Source organism: Antiquaquibacter oligotrophicus, assembly GCF_020535405.1.
In the GTDB taxonomy this organism is placed as follows: Bacteria; Actinomycetota; Actinomycetes; order Actinomycetales; family Microbacteriaceae; genus Rhodoglobus; species Rhodoglobus oligotrophicus.
The window spans coordinates 931,558-952,164 of record NZ_CP085036.1 but is presented as its reverse complement, the minus strand read 5'-3'; the positions used below and the strand labels follow the sequence as shown (position 1 = coordinate 952,164).

General features: G+C 64.9%; 16 protein-coding genes. 10 read left to right on the top strand and 6 right to left on the bottom strand.

Annotated features, from left to right (window positions below):
• Positions 1-68 precede the first annotated feature (68 nt).
• Positions 69-2,681, top strand: a complete 2,613-nt coding sequence (locus LH407_RS04680; RefSeq protein ID WP_322132454.1) for an N-6 DNA methylase — start codon at positions 69-71, stop codon at positions 2,679-2,681.
• Positions 2,682-2,722: 41 nt separating this feature from the next.
• Here the strand turns inward: LH407_RS04680 and LH407_RS04675 are convergent, their stop codons facing one another.
• Positions 2,723-3,889, bottom strand: coding sequence for an RtcB family protein (locus tag LH407_RS04675; RefSeq protein ID WP_322132455.1), 1,167 nt, complete (start codon positions 3,887-3,889; stop codon positions 2,723-2,725).
• Positions 3,890-4,245: 356 nt separating this feature from the next.
• Here LH407_RS04675 and LH407_RS04670 point away from each other — a divergent pair, with 356 nt between their 5' ends.
• Together LH407_RS04670 and LH407_RS04665 are read left to right on the top strand one after the other, a co-directional pair.
• Entirely contained in the window at positions 4,246-4,941 is a 696-nt protein-coding gene (locus tag LH407_RS04670) for a hypothetical protein (RefSeq protein ID WP_322132456.1), read from the top strand.
• Between the two features lie 80 nt (positions 4,942-5,021).
• Positions 5,022-6,341, top strand: coding sequence for an HNH endonuclease signature motif containing protein (locus LH407_RS04665; RefSeq protein ID WP_322132457.1), 1,320 nt, complete (start codon positions 5,022-5,024; stop codon positions 6,339-6,341).
• Between the two features lie 11 nt (positions 6,342-6,352).
• On the opposite strand, the gene LH407_RS04660 is transcribed toward LH407_RS04665, so the two are convergent.
• A complete protein-coding gene (locus tag LH407_RS04660; RefSeq protein WP_322132458.1) occupies positions 6,353-7,255 on the bottom strand; it encodes a helix-turn-helix domain-containing protein in 903 nt (300 codons plus the stop codon).
• 126 nt (positions 7,256-7,381) lie between these two features.
• Between LH407_RS04660 and LH407_RS04655 the strand changes: the two genes are divergently transcribed.
• On the top strand, positions 7,382-8,407 hold the full coding sequence (locus LH407_RS04655; RefSeq protein ID WP_322132459.1) for an SDR family oxidoreductase: 1,026 nt from the start codon (positions 7,382-7,384) through the stop codon (positions 8,405-8,407).
• A gap of 13 nt (positions 8,408-8,420) precedes the next feature.
• On the opposite strand, the gene LH407_RS04650 is transcribed toward LH407_RS04655, so the two are convergent.
• On the bottom strand, positions 8,421-9,770 hold the full coding sequence (locus LH407_RS04650) for an L-serine ammonia-lyase (RefSeq protein WP_322132460.1): 1,350 nt from the start codon (positions 9,768-9,770) through the stop codon (positions 8,421-8,423).
• A 215-nt stretch (positions 9,771-9,985) separates the two neighbouring features.
• Here LH407_RS04650 and LH407_RS04645 point away from each other — a divergent pair, with 215 nt between their 5' ends.
• The gene (locus LH407_RS04645) at positions 9,986-11,197 is read left to right on the top strand and encodes a sugar phosphate isomerase/epimerase family protein (RefSeq protein WP_322132461.1); all 1,212 of its coding nucleotides are present in this window, start codon (positions 9,986-9,988) and stop codon (positions 11,195-11,197) included.
• Between the two features lie 115 nt (positions 11,198-11,312).
• The gene (locus LH407_RS04640) at positions 11,313-14,738 is read left to right on the top strand and encodes a TM0106 family RecB-like putative nuclease (RefSeq protein ID WP_322132462.1); all 3,426 of its coding nucleotides are present in this window, start codon (positions 11,313-11,315) and stop codon (positions 14,736-14,738) included.
• On the opposite strand, the gene LH407_RS04635 is transcribed toward LH407_RS04640, so the two are convergent.
• Positions 14,735-15,661 carry an alpha/beta fold hydrolase gene (locus tag LH407_RS04635; RefSeq protein ID WP_322132463.1) on the bottom strand — a complete coding sequence of 309 codons (927 nt, stop codon included), beginning with the start codon at positions 15,659-15,661 and terminating at the stop codon, positions 14,735-14,737. The genes LH407_RS04640 and LH407_RS04635 overlap by 4 nt on opposite strands.
• Positions 15,662-15,677: 16 nt before the next feature.
• Positions 15,678-16,331, bottom strand: a complete 654-nt coding sequence (phoU, locus tag LH407_RS04630) for a phosphate signaling complex protein PhoU (protein WP_322132464.1) — start codon at positions 16,329-16,331, stop codon at positions 15,678-15,680.
• Positions 16,332-16,495: 164 nt separating this feature from the next.
• Here phoU and LH407_RS04625 point away from each other — a divergent pair, with 164 nt between their 5' ends.
• Together LH407_RS04625 and LH407_RS04620 are read left to right on the top strand one after the other, a co-directional pair.
• Complete coding sequence (locus LH407_RS04625) at positions 16,496-17,644, top strand: sensor histidine kinase (RefSeq protein ID WP_322132465.1); 1,149 nt, start codon at positions 16,496-16,498, stop codon at positions 17,642-17,644.
• 2 nt (positions 17,645-17,646) lie between these two features.
• The gene (locus LH407_RS04620) at positions 17,647-18,327 is read left to right on the top strand and encodes a response regulator transcription factor (protein WP_322132466.1); all 681 of its coding nucleotides are present in this window, start codon (positions 17,647-17,649) and stop codon (positions 18,325-18,327) included.
• Positions 18,328-18,330: 3 nt separating this feature from the next.
• Here LH407_RS04620 and LH407_RS04615 read toward each other — a convergent pair whose 3' ends face one another.
• On the bottom strand, positions 18,331-18,819 hold the full coding sequence (locus LH407_RS04615; protein ID WP_322132467.1) for a hypothetical protein: 489 nt from the start codon (positions 18,817-18,819) through the stop codon (positions 18,331-18,333).
• Between the two features lie 98 nt (positions 18,820-18,917).
• Here LH407_RS04615 and LH407_RS04610 point away from each other — a divergent pair, with 98 nt between their 5' ends.
• Positions 18,918-19,400 (top strand): CarD family transcriptional regulator, encoded by a 483-nt coding sequence (locus LH407_RS04610; RefSeq protein ID WP_322132468.1) that lies wholly within the window; start codon positions 18,918-18,920, stop codon positions 19,398-19,400.
• Between the two features lie 75 nt (positions 19,401-19,475).
• Positions 19,476-20,606 (top strand): 2-C-methyl-D-erythritol 4-phosphate cytidylyltransferase, encoded by a 1,131-nt coding sequence (gene ispD / locus LH407_RS04605; RefSeq protein WP_322132469.1) that lies wholly within the window; start codon positions 19,476-19,478, stop codon positions 20,604-20,606.
• The last annotated feature ends 1 nt before the right edge of the window (position 20,607 follow it).

Genomic DNA, 20,607 nt, shown 5'->3' with positions numbered 1-20,607 from the left:
CAACGAGGCTCTGACAGTGCGGCTCGGTAGTCTGGCGAGACACTTAGGACTACGACCATGAGGCGACATTGACGATCAGCTTTGATCCCGACTTCGATCCGGCGACTGGGAAGATTATCGACTTCCTCTCGGGGCAACTCCTGGAGGCACTTCCGGAGGAGCGTGTCAGGCAGACGTACCTCAAGGTGCTCCATTTTGATTACGGCTATCCCAAGTCCGTGATGCGGCGCGAAGTAACGATCCTCGCAGGCGCAAACCCGGTCGTGGGTGTCGACGGTTCCCCGACACGTGCGGATATCGCGGTGTACTTGAGTGCGCGAGACGCCACCCTGGACAATCAAGGGCGAATCAAGTTTGTCGTCGAGTGTAAGCGACCCGACGTAACTTCCGGTCGTAATCAACTCGTCTCGTACATTTTCAATACGAGCGCAGGTGGCGGGGTTTGGTACAACGGGGATGACCTACAAGCTTTCCGACGGCGGACTCAGCCCGAGAACGAGCTGGAGGTCTCGCCCAAAGTCCCTTCGGTCGACGAGACGTGGGACGCTGTCGGGCGAGCGCCGAAATCCGACCTTCGAAGACCTCGGGACGTTCGTGGGCTGCTCCGAGTCTGCAATAACAAGCTTCACGGTCGGGGCATCGACGGCGATGAAGAAGACCTCACCATGGATATGGTGCGCATCATCCTCGCCAAAGCTCAAGATGAAACCGAATCAGGAGAGTACCCGCTCTTCTACGTGACCTCTGATGAGTACTCTTCATCCGACGGCCGAGCATCGGTTGCAGCGAGAGTGCAAGCGCTGTTCCGACGGTATGCCGATAACTATCCTGCCGTTTTCGATGCGCACGAAGTGATAAAAGTGTCTGACTCAGCCATCACTGAAGTCGTCGCGGTCCTTCAGGAGTGGCGGGTGATGACGAGGCTTGATGATGCCGCTGAGTGGGACATCATGGGCAGCGCGTATGAGCAATACACCGCTGTCAATCTCAAGCGGGCACGTGGCCAGTTCTTCACTAATCGCTTGATCGTGGATTTCGTAGTCGGCGCGCTAGACCCCGGCGGGGATGTGCGCGCGTTGGACCCGGCTGGTGGCTCGGGTGGCTTCGTCACGGCGGTGCTTCGTCACGTCCGGCGGAAGATTCTCGCGGAGACGGAAAGCAACCCAACGGGCCGCGAGCATCAGCTCGCGAATCTGCGCCAAAGATTGTCATTAGTAGAGATCAGTCCCCGCCTCGTGAAGATCGCCAAGACTGCCATGCTCCTAAATGGAGACGGCCACGCGGGGATGACTCGCGGCGACAGCCTCGGCCCCTACGAAAACTTCGACGCGTGGATCCAGGAGAAGGCAAATCGTGGGCAGCCTAATCTCATCGTCACCAATCCGCCGTTTGCAGGAGTTGGAGAGGGTCAAATTAGTGATCCGGAGGTTCTTGATCAGTTCGCTCTTGCACGCAGGTGGAGTGCCGATGAAAGTGGGGTGCTCAATCCGAACATGTCGAGTGCGCTTGAGCATCGACCGCCCGAGATGTTGTTCTTCGAGCGCTGCCTTGATTGGCTCAAGCCCGGCGGGAAGCTCGGCATCGTCATGCCGAAGAGTTTTCTCGACACGTCGACCTATCGAAACGCTAGAGAGATGCTCTTTTCGTCGGGGCAATTGCTTGGAGTCGTGACGTTTCATAAGAACAGCTTTCAGCCCGACACGGGCGTTCGTACGTGCGTCGTGCTGGTGCGCAAATACGAGCCCGGAGAGGTGCCCGCAGGCGACTATCCGATCTTCATGGGGATCTCACAGAAGATCGGACGTGATAGTGAGGGTAGATCGATATTCAAGGTTGGTCCGAATGGTGAGACAACTGATGAGATCGATCATGATCTGGACGAATTACTATCCGCGTTCGTTGATCTCCATACGGGGACCCTGATTCCCTCTGAGTATCGTTTCTCAATCGATAGAGCAGCGCTGCCGACTGACACTCTCAATATCAATCCGCAGTACCATCTGCCGCACCTGAACGAGACGCTGCGGATGGTTCAGCAACTCGATGATTCCCCCGAATGGGATGTGCTTACCCTGGCGCAGGTGGAGCAGGGTATTCGAATATTTAAGGGCCCAAGGTTGCGGACAGACAACATAATCGTTGATCGGCCGGGACTGCAGGGAGATTCGATTGAGCCATATTTCACCCCGTCCGCCCTGCTTCAGGACAAACGTGAAAGCGTGAAGTGGATCGACCTAAGTCGTGCAAGCGCCCGACAACTCGCAGCATTCGAAGCCGTGAGGGTCCGTACCGGAGACCTACTGGTTACAAGGTCAGGAACTATTGGGCGGATAGCGTACATATCGTCAAGTCTGGACGGAGCAATCGTTTCGGACGATGCAATCAGAGTTCGAGTCAGCGACCCTGAGCTTCGTGCATACGTGTTTTCGTTCCTGCAATCACGCGCTGCTCAAGAGCAGATGAGAATCAATGAGTACGGCGCGGTGCAACAACACCTCGAGCCTGAGCACGTGAGGGATCTACTCATTCCTGTTCCCACTGATTGGCGGTCGGTTGTAGACGTCGTTACGAGCGCGAAAAAGTTCTTCGCAAGCAAGGAGACTCAGGATTTCTCGATGGAGATGATCCTTTCCTCGCTCGAGACTTTGTATAGCACTCCGCCAATGCCAACGGCGCAATGAGCTAGAGGGCTGTCCGCCCGCGTTAGAGCGGACAGCCCTCCTCAGTCCCCCTTCACGTTGACAAGCTGCCTCAGCGTGTGCCGGACCCGAACAAGTGACGAGGCATCCGTCATCACCCGATCGATGTCCTTGTAGGCCGCCGGGATCTCGTCGATGAAGGCGTCGGTGTCGCGGTATTCGATGCCCTCCATTGCCGCCCGAAGGTCGGCTCCGGTGAACGTCTTACGTGCCGCGGACCTCGAGTACTCACGTCCGGCACCGTGCGGTGACGAGTGCAGAGCAACGGGGTTTCCGAGGCCCTCCACCACGTAGGAGGCGGTGCCCATCGATCCGGGGATCAGACCGAGCTCGCCCTCCCGCGCCGAGATTGCTCCCTTACGCGAGATCCACACGTCCTTACCGAAGTGCTTCTCCTGCTGTGTGAAGTTGTGGTGGCAGTTGATGCGCTCCTGCTCGATGACAGGCTCGTTCATCCACTCGCTCACCTGCGGCACGACACGGTCCATCATCTCCTCACGGTTGAGCAGGGCGAAGTGCTGTGCCCACCTGAGCTCGGTGATGTACTTCCAGAACTCGGGTGTGCCGTCCACGAGGTAGGCGAGGTCCGGGTCGGGCAGAGTGATCCACCACTTCTCCATCTGGGCCTTCGCCACCTTGATGTGCGTCTGCGCGATCCTGTTGCCGACACCACGGGAGCCGGAGTGCAGGAAGAGCCAGACGGCATCCGTCTCGTCCACCGACACCTCGATGAAGTGGTTGCCGGAGCCGAGCGAACCCAGCTGCAGCTCCCACTTGCCCGAATACTGCCTCGGGTCGAAGCCCGCCTTCTCCGCGAGCTCGGTGAGCTCCTGGATGCGCGGCTCAGCCGTCGCCACAATCTTGCGGTTGTGGGCGCCAGCCGACAGGGGGATGGCCCGCTCGATCTGCTCACGGACGGCCCTACGGTCATCCGGAAGCTGCTCGCGCGTGAACTGTGTCTTGACCGCGATCATGCCGCACCCGATGTCCACACCCACGGCCGCCGGCATGACGGCGTGCAGGGTGGGGATCACCGACCCCACCGTCGCGCCGAGCCCCAGGTGGGCGTCCGGCATGAGTGCGACGTGCGGGTAGATGAACGGCATGGTCGAGGTGGTGCGAGCCTGCTCCAGGGCGTTGTCGCCCAGGATGCTCGCCCAGCTGATCAGCCGATCGTTGATCTTCTCCATGGTCCTTTCGATTCTGTGTTGTGGTGTGCCCGAAGCCGAGACACGTCACCGACCGTGCACAGTCGAAAGAAGAAGTCCCGGGCCATCAGGGGCGCGGGACTGTGAGTCCGTTGCCCCTAGATGGGCTGCTGGAGGGTACGCGTGTAGGGCGCACTGATCAGGTGCGCCTGCGCGTTATCGCATTCGATGGCGAACACTTCAACCTCCAGAAAACGGGACGTGCCGGATGGCACGGACTTGCGAGCATAGCGAAGCTGCGTCACGTGCGTGGCAACGAAACGGTAACGGGGTGCTGTTGGGGTGAGGAGTGCCACTCGCACGGGGGCTATCGATTTTGGTCGAAAGACGGTCAACTGGTGCCGACTTTGGGGGATGTCATCGACCTGCGACCCGCGCCCGGCCCGCGTGACTGGGTTCCTTCGAACCGGCCACCAGACATCGCGCCGCACCCCAAGGACGTGCCTCGGCGCCCCCGAGCGACGCGGCAGCGGGTCCACCCCGCTCGCGGGATCGGATTGCTTGCCATCCTTCTCGGCGCTATCACGGTCGTCGTAGCGTTGGGCCTGTTCGATGGCAGAGATGCGGGTTTCCCCGGGATTGTCGCCTTCACTGCGGCTTTCGGAGCGTCGATCGCGGCCCTGACTATTCGCGGTCTGCCGGCACGTACCCGCACGGTTGCGTGGTGTGCGATCACGCTCGTCGCCACCGCCGGCGGGATCGTCGGTCTCGCCACATTTCGGGTGTCCAACGCACCGCCACCGTCTGAGGGGGTCGTTGCGCGCGAGCCGACCTCGGTCGAGGTCGCGCAGATCGCAGGCACGCTTGCGTACCTGCTGGCCCAGTCTCCCGAGACATGCCCCGAACAGCTTGCGCCGTTATCAACAGGAGTTCTTGAGTTGCCCGCTGGCAACATCTACCTCCCGGCAGGGGCAGACTTCAGCTACTCGGCGGACGGCACTGGCAACTGCTCCTTTTCGATCGGGGTGCCTGGATCGGAAGTTGCGGTGTGGGATTCCGCCACGAATGCCGTGGCGCTCGTGAGGGTCGAGTAGCGGCGTCCAATCGAAAAAAACTTACCCACATTGCGCAGTTTCTTCGAACACCAGTTCTAATGTTCGGGTAGACTTGCACCATGCCCGAAACGACCACTCACCCACCGTCCGTCGTGACGTTGCCGTGCGTGGAGGGCCTCGCCGAAGTCACGGATGAACGTCTCCTCGAGCTCGAGCGACAAGCTACGGCCGCACGCCGACAGGTGGATGCCGCGACTCTCGCCATCACTTCCGAGATCGTTCGTCGGTCCGATCGTTCGCTTGGTCACGCCGGGCTCTCATCGCGACTCGGTGCCGCTAGCCCCGAGAAGGCGATCCAAGCGCTCGCCGGTGTGACATTCGCTGAAGCAAAGGCGCTCGCAACCGTCGCCACCGCCGTCGGAGACGACGCACCGTGGCTCGCACCTGTGCAGAGCGCCGTGACCGGGGGAGGGCTCTCGGTGGCGTCGGCGGCCGCAATCGCGACAGGGCTCGGCACACCCGATGCGGATGTCGCGGCCGACGACCTTCTCGATGCGGCAGGCCATCTCGTGGACCTCGCAGCTACCGCGACCCCCGAATCCGTGGGCAAATCCGCCCGCATCCTGCGCGAGCAGCTCGCCGTAGCGAACATCGGCGACCTCGAAGCCCACCGACGCTCCCGCCGCAGCCTCACGTGGCACCAGCAACCCGACGGAATGACAAGACTGGCAGGTCTGCTCGACCCCGAGTCGGCTGCCGTCATCACGAGCGCGATCGATACCGTCCTCTCACCGCGACGCGGCGGCCCGCGATTCGTTGACCCAGAAGAACAAGCTCGCGCCGACGAGCTCATGGCCGACACCCGCACCAACTCCCAGCTCGCGGTCGACACACTCGTAGAAATCGTCGACCTCGCCGTACGGGCATCCGGCACTGAGGTCGACCCGGGATCGCTGTTCGGAAGCCGCTCACCCGCAGTGCGCGTCCACGTCGCGCTCGAGTCACTTGAGACAGGTGAAGGATCCAGCTACTTCGAAGGCCAACCCGCACTCGTGAGTGCAGCGACGGCAAGCCGTCACGTGTGCGTTTCCGGCATCATCCCGATCCTCTTCGACAAAGCCACGCCCATCGACGTGGGAAACACGCGCAGGCTCCACTCGACGCGGCAACGCATCGCGCTCGCCGCACACTGGAACGGATGCGCCATGCCCGACTGCGACCGGCCACCGAGCATGACCGAGATCCACCACACCGAGGCCTGGAACGGCCGCAACACCACGCTCAAGAAGGGCATCCCCTTATGTCGGTTCCACCATGTCGAGATACACACCAACCACTGGCGAATTGAACTGCGAGGCACCGAATACTGGCTCGTGCCGCCACCCGACCATCCCGGGGACACAACACCGCGACAACTCATCCCGAAGCGGCTGATCTAGTGACCAGCCAACTAGGTGCGATGCGACACGTCGTGCGCGGTGCTAGCGGACACGCCCGATCCGACGCGAGCCGTGGTATCCGCCACCATCGACCCGAGCAGCGCGAGCCGCTCCGCAGACTCCGAACCCGGCTGGGCGTGGTAGACCACCAGCATGATGCCGTCAGTGCCGCTGACGGAAAGTTTCTCACGGTCCAACCGCAACTCGCCGACAACGGGATGAGACAAAAGCACGGTCGCACCAGTGCGTTCGGCAACATCGTGGCGGGCCCACAACCGGCGAAACGCGGGGCTCGCCAGCGAAAGCTCACCGACCAACTCCACAACGCGCGGATCATCAACGCGGTTACCGACACTCCTGCGGAAACCCGCGAGCAGTGCCGCAGCAGCCCGCTCACCATCCGAGAAGAGGTCCTGCTCGGCTTCGTCGAGAAAGACATCGCGAAGACGATTACCGCCCACCACGAGCCGGGGAGATATGGCGGTTGCGAGTGGGTTGGCGGCCAACACATCGAGGTACCTGCCCTCAGCAAACGCCGGAAGCGGCAGCTCGGCGATAAAACGTTCCGTACTCGCGGGCAGCGACTCGCGTCGCGGCCGAGTTCGTCGCCCCGAAAGCCGCCCCGAAGGTCGCCGCGAAGGTCGATCCGCGACAAGACCGAGCAGATAGCTGGAGTCATCAAGCCGCAACACCCTCGCGATCGCCTCGAGCACCTGGGTGGACGGTCGACGATCGCGACCCTGCTCCAAGCGCAGGTAGTACTCGGCGCTGATGCCCGACAGCATCGCCACCTCCTCACGCCGCAACCCAGGGACACGCCGCACCCCGAGTACGGGGATACCGACCTGCTCCGGCGTGACGAGCTCGCGTCGGGCGCGAAGGTAATCGCCCAGGATGTTCGGCTCGTAGCTCATGCCCACGATCGTACGTGCGGCCCGCTACGTGAGAGTATGCCCTGGCGGTACCAGTAACGGCGGAGGTCTGGGTGACGGCACGACAGACAGACACGATCGTGGCATCCAACAGAAATGAGGACAGCCATGTCAACCGTGCTCGTTACCGGCGGCTCCGGATTCATCGCCGGACACGTCATCATCCAGCTCCTGGAGCAAGGGCACACGGTCCGCTCGACCATACGTTCGCTCAGCAAGGAACCCGCAGTGCGTTTGGTGCTAGATGATTCGGGCATGGTTCGCGGTGACGCGTTGTCCTTCGTCGAAACCGAGCTGATGGCGGACGCGGGGTGGCCCGACGCCGCGGAGGGCGCCGAGTACGTCATCCACCTCGCCTCTCCCATTCACACCGGCAAGGTGAAGGACGAGAACGACGTCATCGCCCCCGCCCGCGACGGAGCACTGCGCGTGCTGCGCGCCGCACGGGACGCTGGGGTGCGACGAGTAGTGCTGACGTCCGCGTTTCACGCCGTCGGCTTCGGTCACGGCCACCTCGACCACGTGTTCACGGAGGACGACTGGTCACCGCTCAACGGCCCCGGCGTCGACGCTTACGGTCGCAGCAAGATCCTCGCCGAACGAGCGGCGTGGGACTTCGTCGGGCAGCCGGGAACCACCCTCGAACTCACGACCATCCTGCCCGTCGCGGTCATGGGCCCGGTCATGGGGGCGGATGTTTCAGGCGCGAACCACATTGTCCAGAACAGCCTCAACGGCCAGATGCCGGGCTACCCGAACATGTTTGTGCCCATCGTGGACGTGCGCGATGTCGCGGCCGCACACGTCGCGGCGATGACATCGCCGGCGGCGGCGGGCCAACGGTTCCTCGTCGGCACGGGCGAGCCGGCGATCGCCATGAAGGAGGTCGGCGCCATCCTCCGCGCGGAACTCGGCGCTGCGGCCAGCAAGACCCCGACGCGCACCATTCCAAACGTCGTTGTGAGGCTCGCGGCGCGGTTCAACGACGAGTTCAAGCCGGTCGCCGCCGATCTCGGCTACGTCAAGCGCGTCTCCAACGAGAAGCTGCGCACGGTGCTCGGGGTCACACCCCGCCCGGCGAGGGAGGCGATCGTCGCCGCCGGCCGAAGCATGGTGGAGCGCGGCCTCGTTTAGCGGGTGGCAGACCTCAGCACTCCACCACATTTACGGCGAGCCCGCCTTCGCTCGTCTCCTTGTACTTCGTCGACATGTCCATTCCGGTCTGCCGCATCGTCTCCACCACGGTGTCGAGCGACACGTAGTGCGAGCCATCCCCGCGCATCGCTAACCGCGCCGCGGTCACCGCCGTCGACGCCGCGATCGCATTTCGCTCGATGCACGGGATCTGCACCAGCCCACCCACCGGGTCGCACGTAAGACCCAGGTGGTGTTCGATCGCGATCTCCGCCGCATTCTCCACCTGCGACGGCGTTCCACCCATCACCGCGGTGAGCCCACCGGCCGCCATCGCGCACGCCGAACCCACCTCTGCCTGACACCCACCTTCGGCACCCGAGATCGAGGCGTTGGCCTTGAAGAGCGACCCGAGCGCGGTAGCGGTGAGGAGAAACTCGCGCATACCCGCGGTCGGGTCATCCGTTGGGCACACGAATCGCGCCCAATACTGGGCGACCGCCGGCAGGATGCCCGCCGCGCCGTTCGTCGGGGCCGTCACCACACGCCCACCCGACGCGTTCTCCTCGTTCACGGCCAGCGCGAACGTCGCCAGCCACTCCCCGGGCAGCACGGGGCTGCGAGCATCCGACTCCAACTGCTCGCGGATCATTGCCGCCCGCCGCCGCACCCCCAACGCGCCCGGCAGCGACCCGGTCGCGTGGAGTCCCGCCGCAATGCAGTCGGCCATCGCACGCCAAATCCCGTCGAGTCGGAGATCGACTTCGGCTGCGGGCCGCCGGTGTTCCTCGTTGCGGCGAGCCACCTCGGCAATGCTCAGCCCTTCGAGCTCGCACAGCGCGAGCAGACTCGCCGCCGTACTGAACGCGAGCGGGTAGTCCTCCGCCTCGGGCGGTGGCTCGCCCTCACGCCGAATGAACCCGCCACCGATCGAGTAGTACGTCTCCTCGGCGACCACCGCACCCGCGGCATCGAGGGCGGTCAGCGTGAGCGCATTCGGATGCCCGGGCTTCCGCTCTCGCGGCTGCAACTGCACGTCGTCCCGGGAGTACACAACTTCCGCCACCCCGTCGAGCGCCAACAGGTCTCCGTCACGCCACCCGGACCACGCGCCTCGAACCACCGCGGGCTCAACGGTTTCGGGACGATGTCCTTGAAGTCCTGCGACGATCGCGTCGGGTGTTCCGTGCCCGAGGCCGGTGGCCCCGAGCGAGCCGTACAGCGCGCACGTGACTCGGGCGGGTCGCCGTGGTGCGACGCGGGTCGCGAAGTCGAGGGCGGCGCGCATGGGCCCGACGGTGTGCGAGCTTGAGGGTCCGACGCCGACCGAGAACAGTTCGAACGCCGAGACGTACGCGGACATGTGTTGAGGGTACGCCTGCCGTTCTGGTGACACGAGAGGGCAGACGGTTGATGAAATCCTGTCGCCAAAAGGTGCGCGTCCGGTACGGGCACTTATGTTGACATGGCATCTAAAGTCTGATTGTCTCGAACGTAAGGGGGACTCCCGCGGGGGGTGAACCGTGCGTCCGCATGGACCCCCTCAACACAACGTTCAATGAAGAAGGAAGTGCACACGTGATTCGAAGAGGACTCACCGCCGGGCTCGTCGCAGGAGCCGCCGCCGCCCTGCTCCTGCCGCAAGCTGCAGTCGCAGCAGAGGACGACCGGGTACTCATCCCCGCCGATCAGGTCTCCATCCAGATGTTCTCGCTCATCCCGTGGACGAGCGCCGACGGCCTCGAGCCCGTGCTCGAGCGTCTCTCGGAGATCGGGCTCAAGAACATCGAGCCTTTCGGTGGCACCTTCTCGGGCTACACCGCGACCGAATTCCGTGCACTGACCGACAGCCTCGGCCTCAGTGTTCCGTCGTCGCACTACAACACCGCTGAGGACACGTTCGACGCGACCCTCGAGTTCGTCGACACACTTGGCCAGGAGTACGTCGGCTCCGGCGGCTTCGCGGCCCCCGGCATCGGCAGCTACGAGAACACCCTCGCCACCGCCGAGGCCATGAACCGCCTCGGTGAGCGCTCCGTCGCCGCTGGCGTTGGCAAGTTCTTCGGCCACAACCACGCCTCCGAGTTCACGACCATGTACGAGCACGATGGCGTCATGATGCCCGCGTGGGAGATCCTCGTCGCCGAAACCAACCCCGAGTGGGTCACCTTCCAGCTCGATGTCGGCTGGGCAACCCATGCCGGCGTCAACGTCGCCGACCTGATCGGCGAGTACAGCGACCGCATCTCGCTCCTGCACATCAAGGACGCCGTGAACCTCGGCGGCGCCGGCAACCCCACCTTCGTTAACCTCGGTGAGGGCGACGTTCCGCTGCAGGACATCCTCGCTGCCGGCCAGGCTGCGGGCATCGACTACTACGTCATGGAGTACGACCTCGCCGCGGACGGCAACAGCTTCGCCACCGAGGGCTTCGAGTACCTGACCGGCATCCCCGCCGGCCCGTGGACCGAGGTCACCCCGGCCGCGGTCACCTTCAGCGGTAGCAAGTTCACCGTGCCGACCACCGAGGGCATCGAGTACGTCAAGGACGGCGCGGTGATCGCTGCCGGCACCTACGACGGCTCGGGCACAGTCACGGTCACCGCTCGCGCGATCCCCGGCTGGGTCATCGCGGAGGGTGCCGTCACCGAGTGGACGCACACGTTCCCGGCTCCCGCACTCGCGGCGACCGGTAGCGAAACGGCTCCGGGCATTGCGCTCGGCGCAGCCCTCGTGCTGCTCGCCGGTGCTGCGATCGTCGTAGCCCGCCGTCGCGCGACCGCTAGCTAGCAAAGGCCGCGCCGCCGGCCGAGTGGAGGAGAGCACACTCGGCCGGCGGCGTTTTCTCTTTAACGTCCGCACCCCCCGCTAGCCTGGGGCCGAAGACGGTGCGGAGGGAGTCGACGTGTTCATTCTTGATGGCACCGTCGTCACCTCCCCGAGCGACCTCAGTCTCGCGGCGAAGTGCGAGTTCGCGTTTGTGGTTCGCCTCGACGCGCGACTGGGCAAAAACATCGAGGTTCCGCCCGAGAAGAATGACCCGATCCAGGAGCGCGCCAAAACACTCGGCGACGACCACGAGTCCCGTCACCTCACCCGTTACCGGGAGCAGTTCGGCGAGCACGGTGTCGCCGAACTCGCGAGACCGTCGACGACTCGGGATGCCCTCACCGAGGCCGCGGCACACACCCTCGATGCGCTCCAACGCCGAGTGCCCGTGGTCGCCCAGGCCACGTTTTTCGACGGCGAGTTCGTGGGCTTCGCCGACTTCCTCCTTCTGCAGCCCGACGGCCGCTACCGCGTGCAGGACACGAAACTCGCCCGCAGCGCCAAGGTGACGGCGCTGCTGCAGTTGGCCGCGTATCACGCGCAACTGGAGCGCCTCCGCATCCCCGTCGATGACACCGTCGAACTGCTTCTCGGAACCGACGAGCCCTCGCGCCACCACATCGACGACATCGCCCCCGTCTACCGAAACCGCAGACAACGTCTCCTCGAGATCGTGCGAGAGCGACGCGACGACCCGAACCCCGTGCGGTGGGGCGACCCGCGCTACGTGATCGACGGCCGGTGCGAGGTGTGCGAGCCGAACGTGATCGAGCACCGCGATCTGCTTCTTGTCGCGGGCATCCGTGTCAGCCAACGCGAGAAGCTCATCGACGCGGGCATCACCACGATCGACGCTCTCGCCGCGACTCCAGTGCGGCCCGACGGATGCGACGTCCCCACCCGCACTTTCGCAGCCCTCCACGAGCAGGCCGCTCTCCAAGCTCACGCGAGCGACGACCCCCACGCACCCCCACCGTTCCGCCTGATCGACGGGGCCCGCCAGGTCGCCTACCTCCCGGCTGCGGATGCTGGCGACATCTTCTTCGACTTCGAGGGTGACCCCCTCTACAGCGAGCTGCGCGACCGCGTACCCGTGTGGAACCTCGACTACCTGTTCGGTCTCGTCGATCGCGACGAGAACTTCACCGCCTTCTGGGCGCACGACCTCGCGGAGGAGAAACGCGCCCTCACCGAGTTCCTGGAGTGGCTGCGGCAGCGGCTCGAGCAGTTCCCCGCCATGCACGTTTACCACTACGCGTCCTATGAGCGCACCCACCTGTTGAGCCTCGCGGCCCGGCACGGGGTGGGGGAGACGTTCGTCGACCAGCTGCTGCGCGACGGCGTGCTCGTTGACCTGTATCCGTTGGTTCGGAAGTCGGTGCGTGTTGGCGGGCGGTCCTACTCCATCAAGGCGCTGGAGCCCTTGTACATGGGGGAGCGGTTCCGTGCCGACGATGGTGTGACGACGGCGGGGGCATCCGTCGAGCAGTATCACGTGTTCCAGGAGGCGAGAGAGGCGGATGCCCACGAGGTGGCGCAGCGCATCCTCGCGGAGATCGCCGACTACAACGAGTACGACTGCGTCTCGACCCTGCGACTGCACGAGTGGCTTCTGGCCCGCGCAGCCGAGAACGGACACCACGCAGGCAGTATCCCTCCAGAGGATCTGGGTGGGCAGCCCTTCGAGCCGACCGAACTCGCCGAGAACCTCGCCGCCCGGGGTTCGGCTGCTCGCGAATCGGGCGACATCGATTCCGCGATCGCTTTCGATCTGGCGTCGGCGGCTGTCGACTACCACCGCCGCGAGAACAAGAGCTTCTGGTGGGGTCACTACGACAGGCTCGGCAACGAGGAGCCCGAGGAGTGGCTCGACGGCCGCGACATTTTTGCAGTGGAGAGCGCAGAAGTTGTGGAGCCGTGGCGGTTGGCGCGCACCGCGAGTCACCGCAAGCTGCGCCTCACGGGGGAGTGGGGCCCCGGCAGCAAGGGCTCCGCGCGGCAAGCGTTCTCCGTGTATGCAGAGCCGGGCATCCCGTACAACGACCCGAAAACCCCGGCGACCTATCGCCTCGCCGTCGGGGTCTCCGACGTGACGACGTGGGACGACGGGTCGGTCACCGTCATCGAGACGTGCTCCGGCGGCAACGAACCGTGGGACGAGTTGCCCCTCGCGCTCACCCCGGGCCCGCCACCACCCATCGGCGGTCTCGTGAACGCCATCCACGAGGTCGGCGCCGCGCTCCTCGATGGCACGGCCGAGGGCAGCGCCATCCAGAGGTTGCTGTGGCGACAGCCCGCCCGCTCGGATGCCACGGCCGACACCACCGACGTAGACCGGGTCACTGCCGCCATCCGCTCCACCTCGTACCTCGCGGTTCAGGGACCCCCGGGCACCGGCAAGACGCACCTCGCCGCGCACCTCATCCGTGACCTCGTGCGCGACGGCTGGAAGATCGGTGTTGTCGCCCAGTCGCATAAGGTTGTCGAGAACGTGCTCGAGCGTGTGGTGGAGGAGGGGCTGCCCGCCGAGATCGTGGGCAAGGCGGCATCGGAGGGCGGCGACTACAGCAATGTTCCGTTCACCGTCATCGAGAAGGACTCGCATCGCGGGTTCGCGACACGAAACACCGCAACGGGTTACGTCATCGGCGGCACCCAGTGGGATTTCACCAACCTGAAACGCTTCGAACGCGGCCAACTCGACCTGCTCGTGATCGATGAGGCAGGCCAGTTCTCGCTCGCGTCGACGATCGCGGTGAGTGTGGCTTCTCGCCGTCTGGTGCTGTTGGGCGACCCGCAGCAACTGCCGCAGGTGAGTCAGGGCATCCATCCCGCTCCCGTCGACCAGTCGGCACTCGGTTTTGTGGCCGACGGCAGCGCGGTGTTGCCTCCCGAGTACGGGTTTTTTCTGCCCGAGAGCTGGCGAATGCACTCGGCAGTCGCAGGACCGGTATCGAATCTCGCCTATGAGGGCCGACTGCGGTCGAGTCCCAGTGCGGATGCCCGGCACCTGGCCGGCGTCGCCCCGGGCCTGCACCCCGTCCCTGTCGCCCACGAGGGCAACGCCACCCACTCCGAGGAGGAGGCCGCGCGTGTGGCCGAGCTCGTCGCCGAGCACCTCGGTCGGGAGTGGTTCGACGGTCGCGAAACGCGTGCTCTTGGCGAGAGCGACATCATCGTTGTCACGCCCTACAACGCACAGGTCGAGCTGATTGGTAATGTTCTTGCCGCCGTGGGTTTCGCCGGTGTGCCCGTGGGCACGGTCGACAAGTTCCAGGGTCAGCAGGCGGCGGTCTCGATCGTGAGCCTCGCCGCATCGAGCGCCGCGGACGTTCCTCGCGGGGTGTCGTTCCTGCTGGGCCGCAATCGCCTCAACGTGGCGATCTCGCGCGCCCAGTGGGCTGCCTACCTGCTGTACTCGCCCGGGCTCGACCATCTCCCGCTGAGCGCGGAGGGTGTCGCCGAGTTGAGTCGGTTCCTGCGCCTGGTCAACAACAGCTAGTCGGCCAAAAACGCGTGAACGGCGGCTGCCGCCTGCTCGGGCTGATTGAGCCAGGGCGCGTGGTTCGCTTCGAGCTCGACGAGCTCGGCGTGCGGCATCCGCGTCCACGAGGGTCTTGCCCGCTCGGGGGAGAGAAAGACGTCGTCGGTTCCCCACACGAGCAGCACGGGGATGGTGATCGTCGCGAGGTCCTCGTGGCGGATGACGGCACTCCTGCGCACCCCGAATACCGACGCGATCGTGCGGAACAGCCCGGGCAACGACTCGGCGAAGGCGCGACGCTGCGACGCGTACCACCCCACTTCGACGAGTTCGATGGGCCACGGGTCGACGGTGCCGGCCCCCAGGGTGATGGCGCTGTTGGCCTTGTACTGCTCGAACGGAACCACGGTGCCGAGCATCCGGGCACCGAACCCGGGGAGCGCAAGAAATCGCATGCTCGCCGGCGGGCGAAGTTCGGCAAACGCTCCGCCCGGTGCGCCAAGGAGTACAAGGCGGTGAACGCGCTCGGGCCGTGCGAGGCAGTAGTACAGCGCGAACTGTCCGCCGAGGGAGTGGGCGACGACATCGACGGCGCCCGCCGTCTGCTCGAGTACGGCATCCAGGATCGCCGTCGTGAACTCGCGCAGGTCGGTGCCCTTGGCAAACGGGAAAGGCCCCGAGAGTCCGTGCCCCGGCCAATCGACGGCGATGACGGGCGCCCCGTCAAAGGCCGGGATAAGGGGAATCGCCGCGGCCGTCACTGACGCAATACCGTGCAACAGGAGCACGGGGCGCTTGGCGGGGTCCCCCGCGATATCGACAACACGGATGCTCGTGCCGAGCGCGCTCACGAAGCGCTCGGTGTAACTCAGCCCGTAGTGGGCGTACAGCCGTTGCTCGGCCCCACGCTGGAGCGCATCGAGCTCGTCTTCCGAGGTCACGCGACCACGGTACTAGCTAACTGTCTGTCGGGATCCAGTCGCCGGTGGCGAGGTACTGCACCTTCTTGGCGATCGAGACCGCGTGGTCGGCGAAACGCTCGTGGTACCGCGAGGCGAGGGTCGCGTCGACGGTGTCGACGGCGGCACCCTTCCAGGTTTCACCGAGCACCTTGTCGAACACGGAGAGGTGGAGGGCGTCGATCTTGTCGTCCTCGTTGCGGATGTCCTCGGCGATCTTCAGGTCTTCGGTCTTGAGCAGCTCGACGAGCTTCTTCGCGATCTGCACGTCGAGGGCACCCATTTCGGCGAAGGTGGGGCGCAGCGACTTGGGCACAACCTTGTCGGGGAACCGGTAGCGCGCGAGCTGCGCGATGTGCTCGGCCATGTCTCCCATGCGCTCGAGCGAGGCTGAGATACGCAGGGCGCTGACGACGATACGAAGGTCGCGCGCGACGGGCTGCTGCCGGGCGAGGATGTTGATCGCGAGTTCGTCCAGCTCGGCGGCGGCGGTGTCGATCTGGTCGTCGTCGGCGATGACCGCCTCGGCGAGGGAAACGTTCGACTCGTTGAACGCCCGCGTGGCGTTCTCGATGGAGCTGGCCACCAGGGTCGAAATCTCGACGAGCCGGTCCTGCACCTCTCGCAGTTCCTGCTGGAATACTTCGCGCACGTTAGTCCCTTCGCGACGGGCACAACGAAGCCCGCACGGTTCTTCCCCACTGTGCCTTCGCCAGGTTAACGATTGGTGCCGGGAGGTTGAACATCACCCGAAGTGCTCTGTCAGGTGAACAAACGCCCCTCGCAGCACTGCGGGATGTAACTAATCTAATGGCTATGGACTCTGCGTGGCTGGTCGCAGCCGCTCTGGCCTTCGGCATTCTGGTGGGTGCCGGAGTGTTCGGCGTTATCCTCGTAGCCGTCCGCCGGGGGCACCGAGCTATTCAGGTCACCTCCACCGCGGTACCCGACGGTGTGGACCAGGTCATCGAAGCACTCGAGTCGGCCGGGGTCGTGATCGACCCGTCGAACAACGTCGTGAAAGCGTCGCCCGGTGCGATGGCGTTTGGTCTGGTGTGGAACCAGGCGCTCGTGCATCCGGAGCTCGTCGCTCTCGTCGACAAGGTACGTCGCACGGGCGATCCCATCACGGAGGAGCTGCACGTCTCCCGCGGACCGTTCGGGGATGCCGCCATCTACCTTTTTGTTCGTGTCGCGCGACTCGGCTCGCGCTACATCTTGCTTCTCGCCGAGGATCGCACCGAGTCGTATCGGCTCGAGGAGGTGCGACGAGATTTTGTCGCCAACATCAGTCACGAACTGAAGACCCCGATCGGTGCGATCAGTCTCCTCGCCGAGGCGCTCGAGACGGCATCGGATGAACCGGACCAGGTCACACGCTTCGCCAAACGCCTCACCAAGGAGTCCGAGCGGCTCGGTCACATCACGCAGGAGATCATCGAACTCTCCCGTCTCCAGGCTGCCGACGCGCTCACTCGGGCCGAACCCGTCGATGTCGACCAGTTGGTCGCCGTCGCCGTCGACCAGAACCGCGTGGTGGCGGATGCCCGCAAGATAACCCTTGTGTCCGGAGGCGACAAGGGTGCCGAGGTCTACGGTGACGAGACGTTGCTCGTCACCGCCCTCCACAACCTCATCGCCAACGCAATCCAGTACTCCCCGGATGGTTCTCGTGTGGGTATCGGTGTCACCCAGACCGACGGAATCGTCGAGATCGCCGTGACCGACCAGGGTGTGGGCATCCCGGAGGACGAACTCGACCGCGTGTTCGAGCGGTTCTTCCGCAGTGACCCGGCGCGCAGCCGCAACACGGGCGGCACCGGCCTCGGGCTGTCGATCGTCAAACACGTCGTCCAAAACCACGGTGGGGACATCCGTGTCTGGTCTCAGACCGGCAAGGGCTCCACTTTCACCATCCGACTTCCCGAGGCCGCCAGTGCTTCGGGCGCAGCCCTGGGAGCATAACCATGACCCGCATTCTGATCGTCGAGGACGAGTCCTCGCTGAGCGAACCCCTCGCCTTCCTCCTCGAGCGTGAGGGGTACGAGACGACGATCGCTCCCGACGGACCTTCTGCGCTCGCCGAGTTCGATCGGGCTGGTGCCGACCTCGTGCTGCTCGACCTCATGCTGCCGGGGCTTCCGGGCACCGAGGTGTGCCGCGAGCTTCGTGCCGTGTCGAGTGTTCCGATCATCATGCTCACCGCGAAGGACAGCGAGGTGGACATCGTGGTCGGGCTCGAGCTCGGCGCCGACGACTACGTGACCAAGCCGTACTCGACCCGCGAATTGCTCGCGCGCATCCGGGCGGTGCTGCGACGTCGCACCGACACCGAACTCGACGACAACCAGATCCTCGAGGCGGGCACGGTGCGGATGGATGTCGAGCGCCACGCGGTCACCGTCGACGGCAAGGAGACCCCGATGCCGCTCAAGGAGTTCGAGCTTCTCGAGTTGCTGTTGCGCAACACCGGGCGAGTGCTGACCCGGGGCCAGCTCATCGATCGTGTGTGGGGTTCCGACTACTTCGGTGACACGAAAACCCTCGACGTGCACATCAAGCGCATCCGGTCGAAGATCGAGAAGGTTCCGTCGGAGCCGACGATGCTCGTGACGGTACGTGGTTTGGGCTACCGCTTCGAGGCGTAGGCCTTAGCGGGCGGGCGCGAGGTCCTCGTACGCGCCTGTCGCCTCGAGGACGGGAACCATGAGTTCCTCGCCGGGCTCCTCGCCGTACTGCACGTAGACGGGGATGAGGCCGCCAGCCTCAACGTCGGAGCCGGTGATGACGATGGTGTCGTCATCCGGGGTCGTACCGAGGTTGAGGGTCTCGCCACCACGGAGCGGCTTGGTGACCGTGGTCTTCTCGCCGTCCTCCTCGAACTGGATGTTCACGTTCGTGATGGAGCCGTTGTTGTGGAGGACCGTGACGAGGTTGATCGCGGTGCCCTCCTCGTTGATGATGCCGAGCATGTTGAGCACACGCACCTTGCCGATGGTCGCACCGACACCGTCGCTGGGGTCGTAGTAGTTCAGCGTTGCGGTCGGCGTGATGAAGACGCATCCGGACGTGCCGACGAGCAGGCCACCGGCGATGACGACTGACGCCGCAATGCGAGCGGCACGGGAGCGAGTGAACACACACACAGCTTAGCGATGCCCGAGGGTGCAGCGGGTTAGGCCAGCCTTACCGAAAGCTCCCTGTGATAAACTGGGTCTCTTCGAAAGGACCCCGTTACATGTTGTTTGAGGTCGGCGAGACTGTCGTTTATCCCCACCACGGCGCTGCAACTATCACCGAGGTGAAGAAGCGCATCATCAAGGGTGAGGAGAAGCTCTACCTCAAACTGAACGTGACACAGGGCGACCTCACCATCGAGGTTCCGGCCGACAACGTCGACCTCGTCGGCGTTCGCGACGTCATCGGTCGCGAGGGTCTCGACAAGGTTTTCGAAGTTCTCCGCGCTCCCTTCACCGAGGAGCCCACCAACTGGAGCCGCCGCTACAAGGCGAACCTCGAGAAGCTCGCCTCGGGCGACGTCATCAAGGTCTCCGAGGTCGTTCGTGACCTGTGGCGCCGCGACCAGGACCGCGGACTCTCCGCCGGCGAGAAGCGCATGCTCGCCAAGGCGCGCCAGATCCTCATCTCCGAGCTCGCGCTCGCGGAGAAGACCGACGAGGAGAAGGCCTCGAGCGTTCTCGACGAGGTTCTCGCCAGCTAGGCAGTGTTTTTCGGCGCGCCGCCGCCCCTGCGGCGCGCGGGTGCGGCTGAGAGTACTCGTGAGTAACGTGGTCGTATGACCTCCGTCGCCGTCATCGTTGTTGCCGCGGGGTCGGGCACGCGTCTCGGCGCCGACGTGCCGAAAGCTTTTGTGACCGTCGCCGGGCGCCCGCTGCTAGCTCACGCCATCGACGCGGTGCCGGATGACGTGCAGCTCGTCATCGTTGCCCCCGCGACCCGCGTGCAGGATGCGCGGCATATTGCTCCCGGCGCGACCGTGGTCACCGGAGCCCACACACGTCAGGGGTCGGTGGCAGCGGGGCTCCGTGAGGTTGGGGCGGGCATCCGGACGGTTCTCGTACATGACGCAGCCCGAGCCTTCACACCCCGCGAGGTGTTCTCGCGGGTGATTGACGCCGTGGAAAGCACTGGCGGCGGCGTGATCCCCGTGCTGCCCGTCGTGGACACGATCAAACGAGTCGACGGTACGACGGTGCTCGAGACGGTCGATCGCAGCGTTCTCGCCCAGGTGCAGACGCCGCAGGGCTTCCCGCGCGACGCGCTCGAAGCGGCCTACGCGTCTGCGGCGGACGACCACACGGATGACGCGGCCCTCGTCGCGGCATCCGGCGGGTCGGTCTCCACGGTGGTCGGGGATGCCCGGGCCTTCAAGATCACGACGCCGGCGGACCTCCGGCGAGCCGAACAGGAATGGGGAGCGGAGATGACGGGGGAGATCCGAACGGGAATCGGTGTCGACGTGCACGCCTACGACGCGGGCGAACCGTTGTGGCTCGGTGGCCTCTATTGGCCGGACGAGGTGGGCCTCTCTGGTCACTCCGACGGCGACGCCATGTGCCACGCCATCTGCGATGCGCTGCTCTCGGCGGCTGGCCTCGGAGATATCGGCAGCAAGTTCGGAACCGACGACCCCCGTTTCGCTGGGGCGCACGGTGACGTGTTCATTCGCGAGACCGTCGCTCTCGTGGAGGGTGCGGGTTTCACCGTCAACAACGTCGCGGTGCAGCTCATCGCCAACGGTCCGCGACTGGGGGCCCGTCGCACCGAGCTGGAGAGCCACCTCACGAGCCTCGTCGGTGCACCGGTGAGCGTCTCCGCGACAACGTCCGACGGTCTGGGTTTCACCGGCAAGGGCGAGGGTGTGGCGGTCATCGCCAATGCCCTGCTCTCGAAGGTCGGCCAGTAGT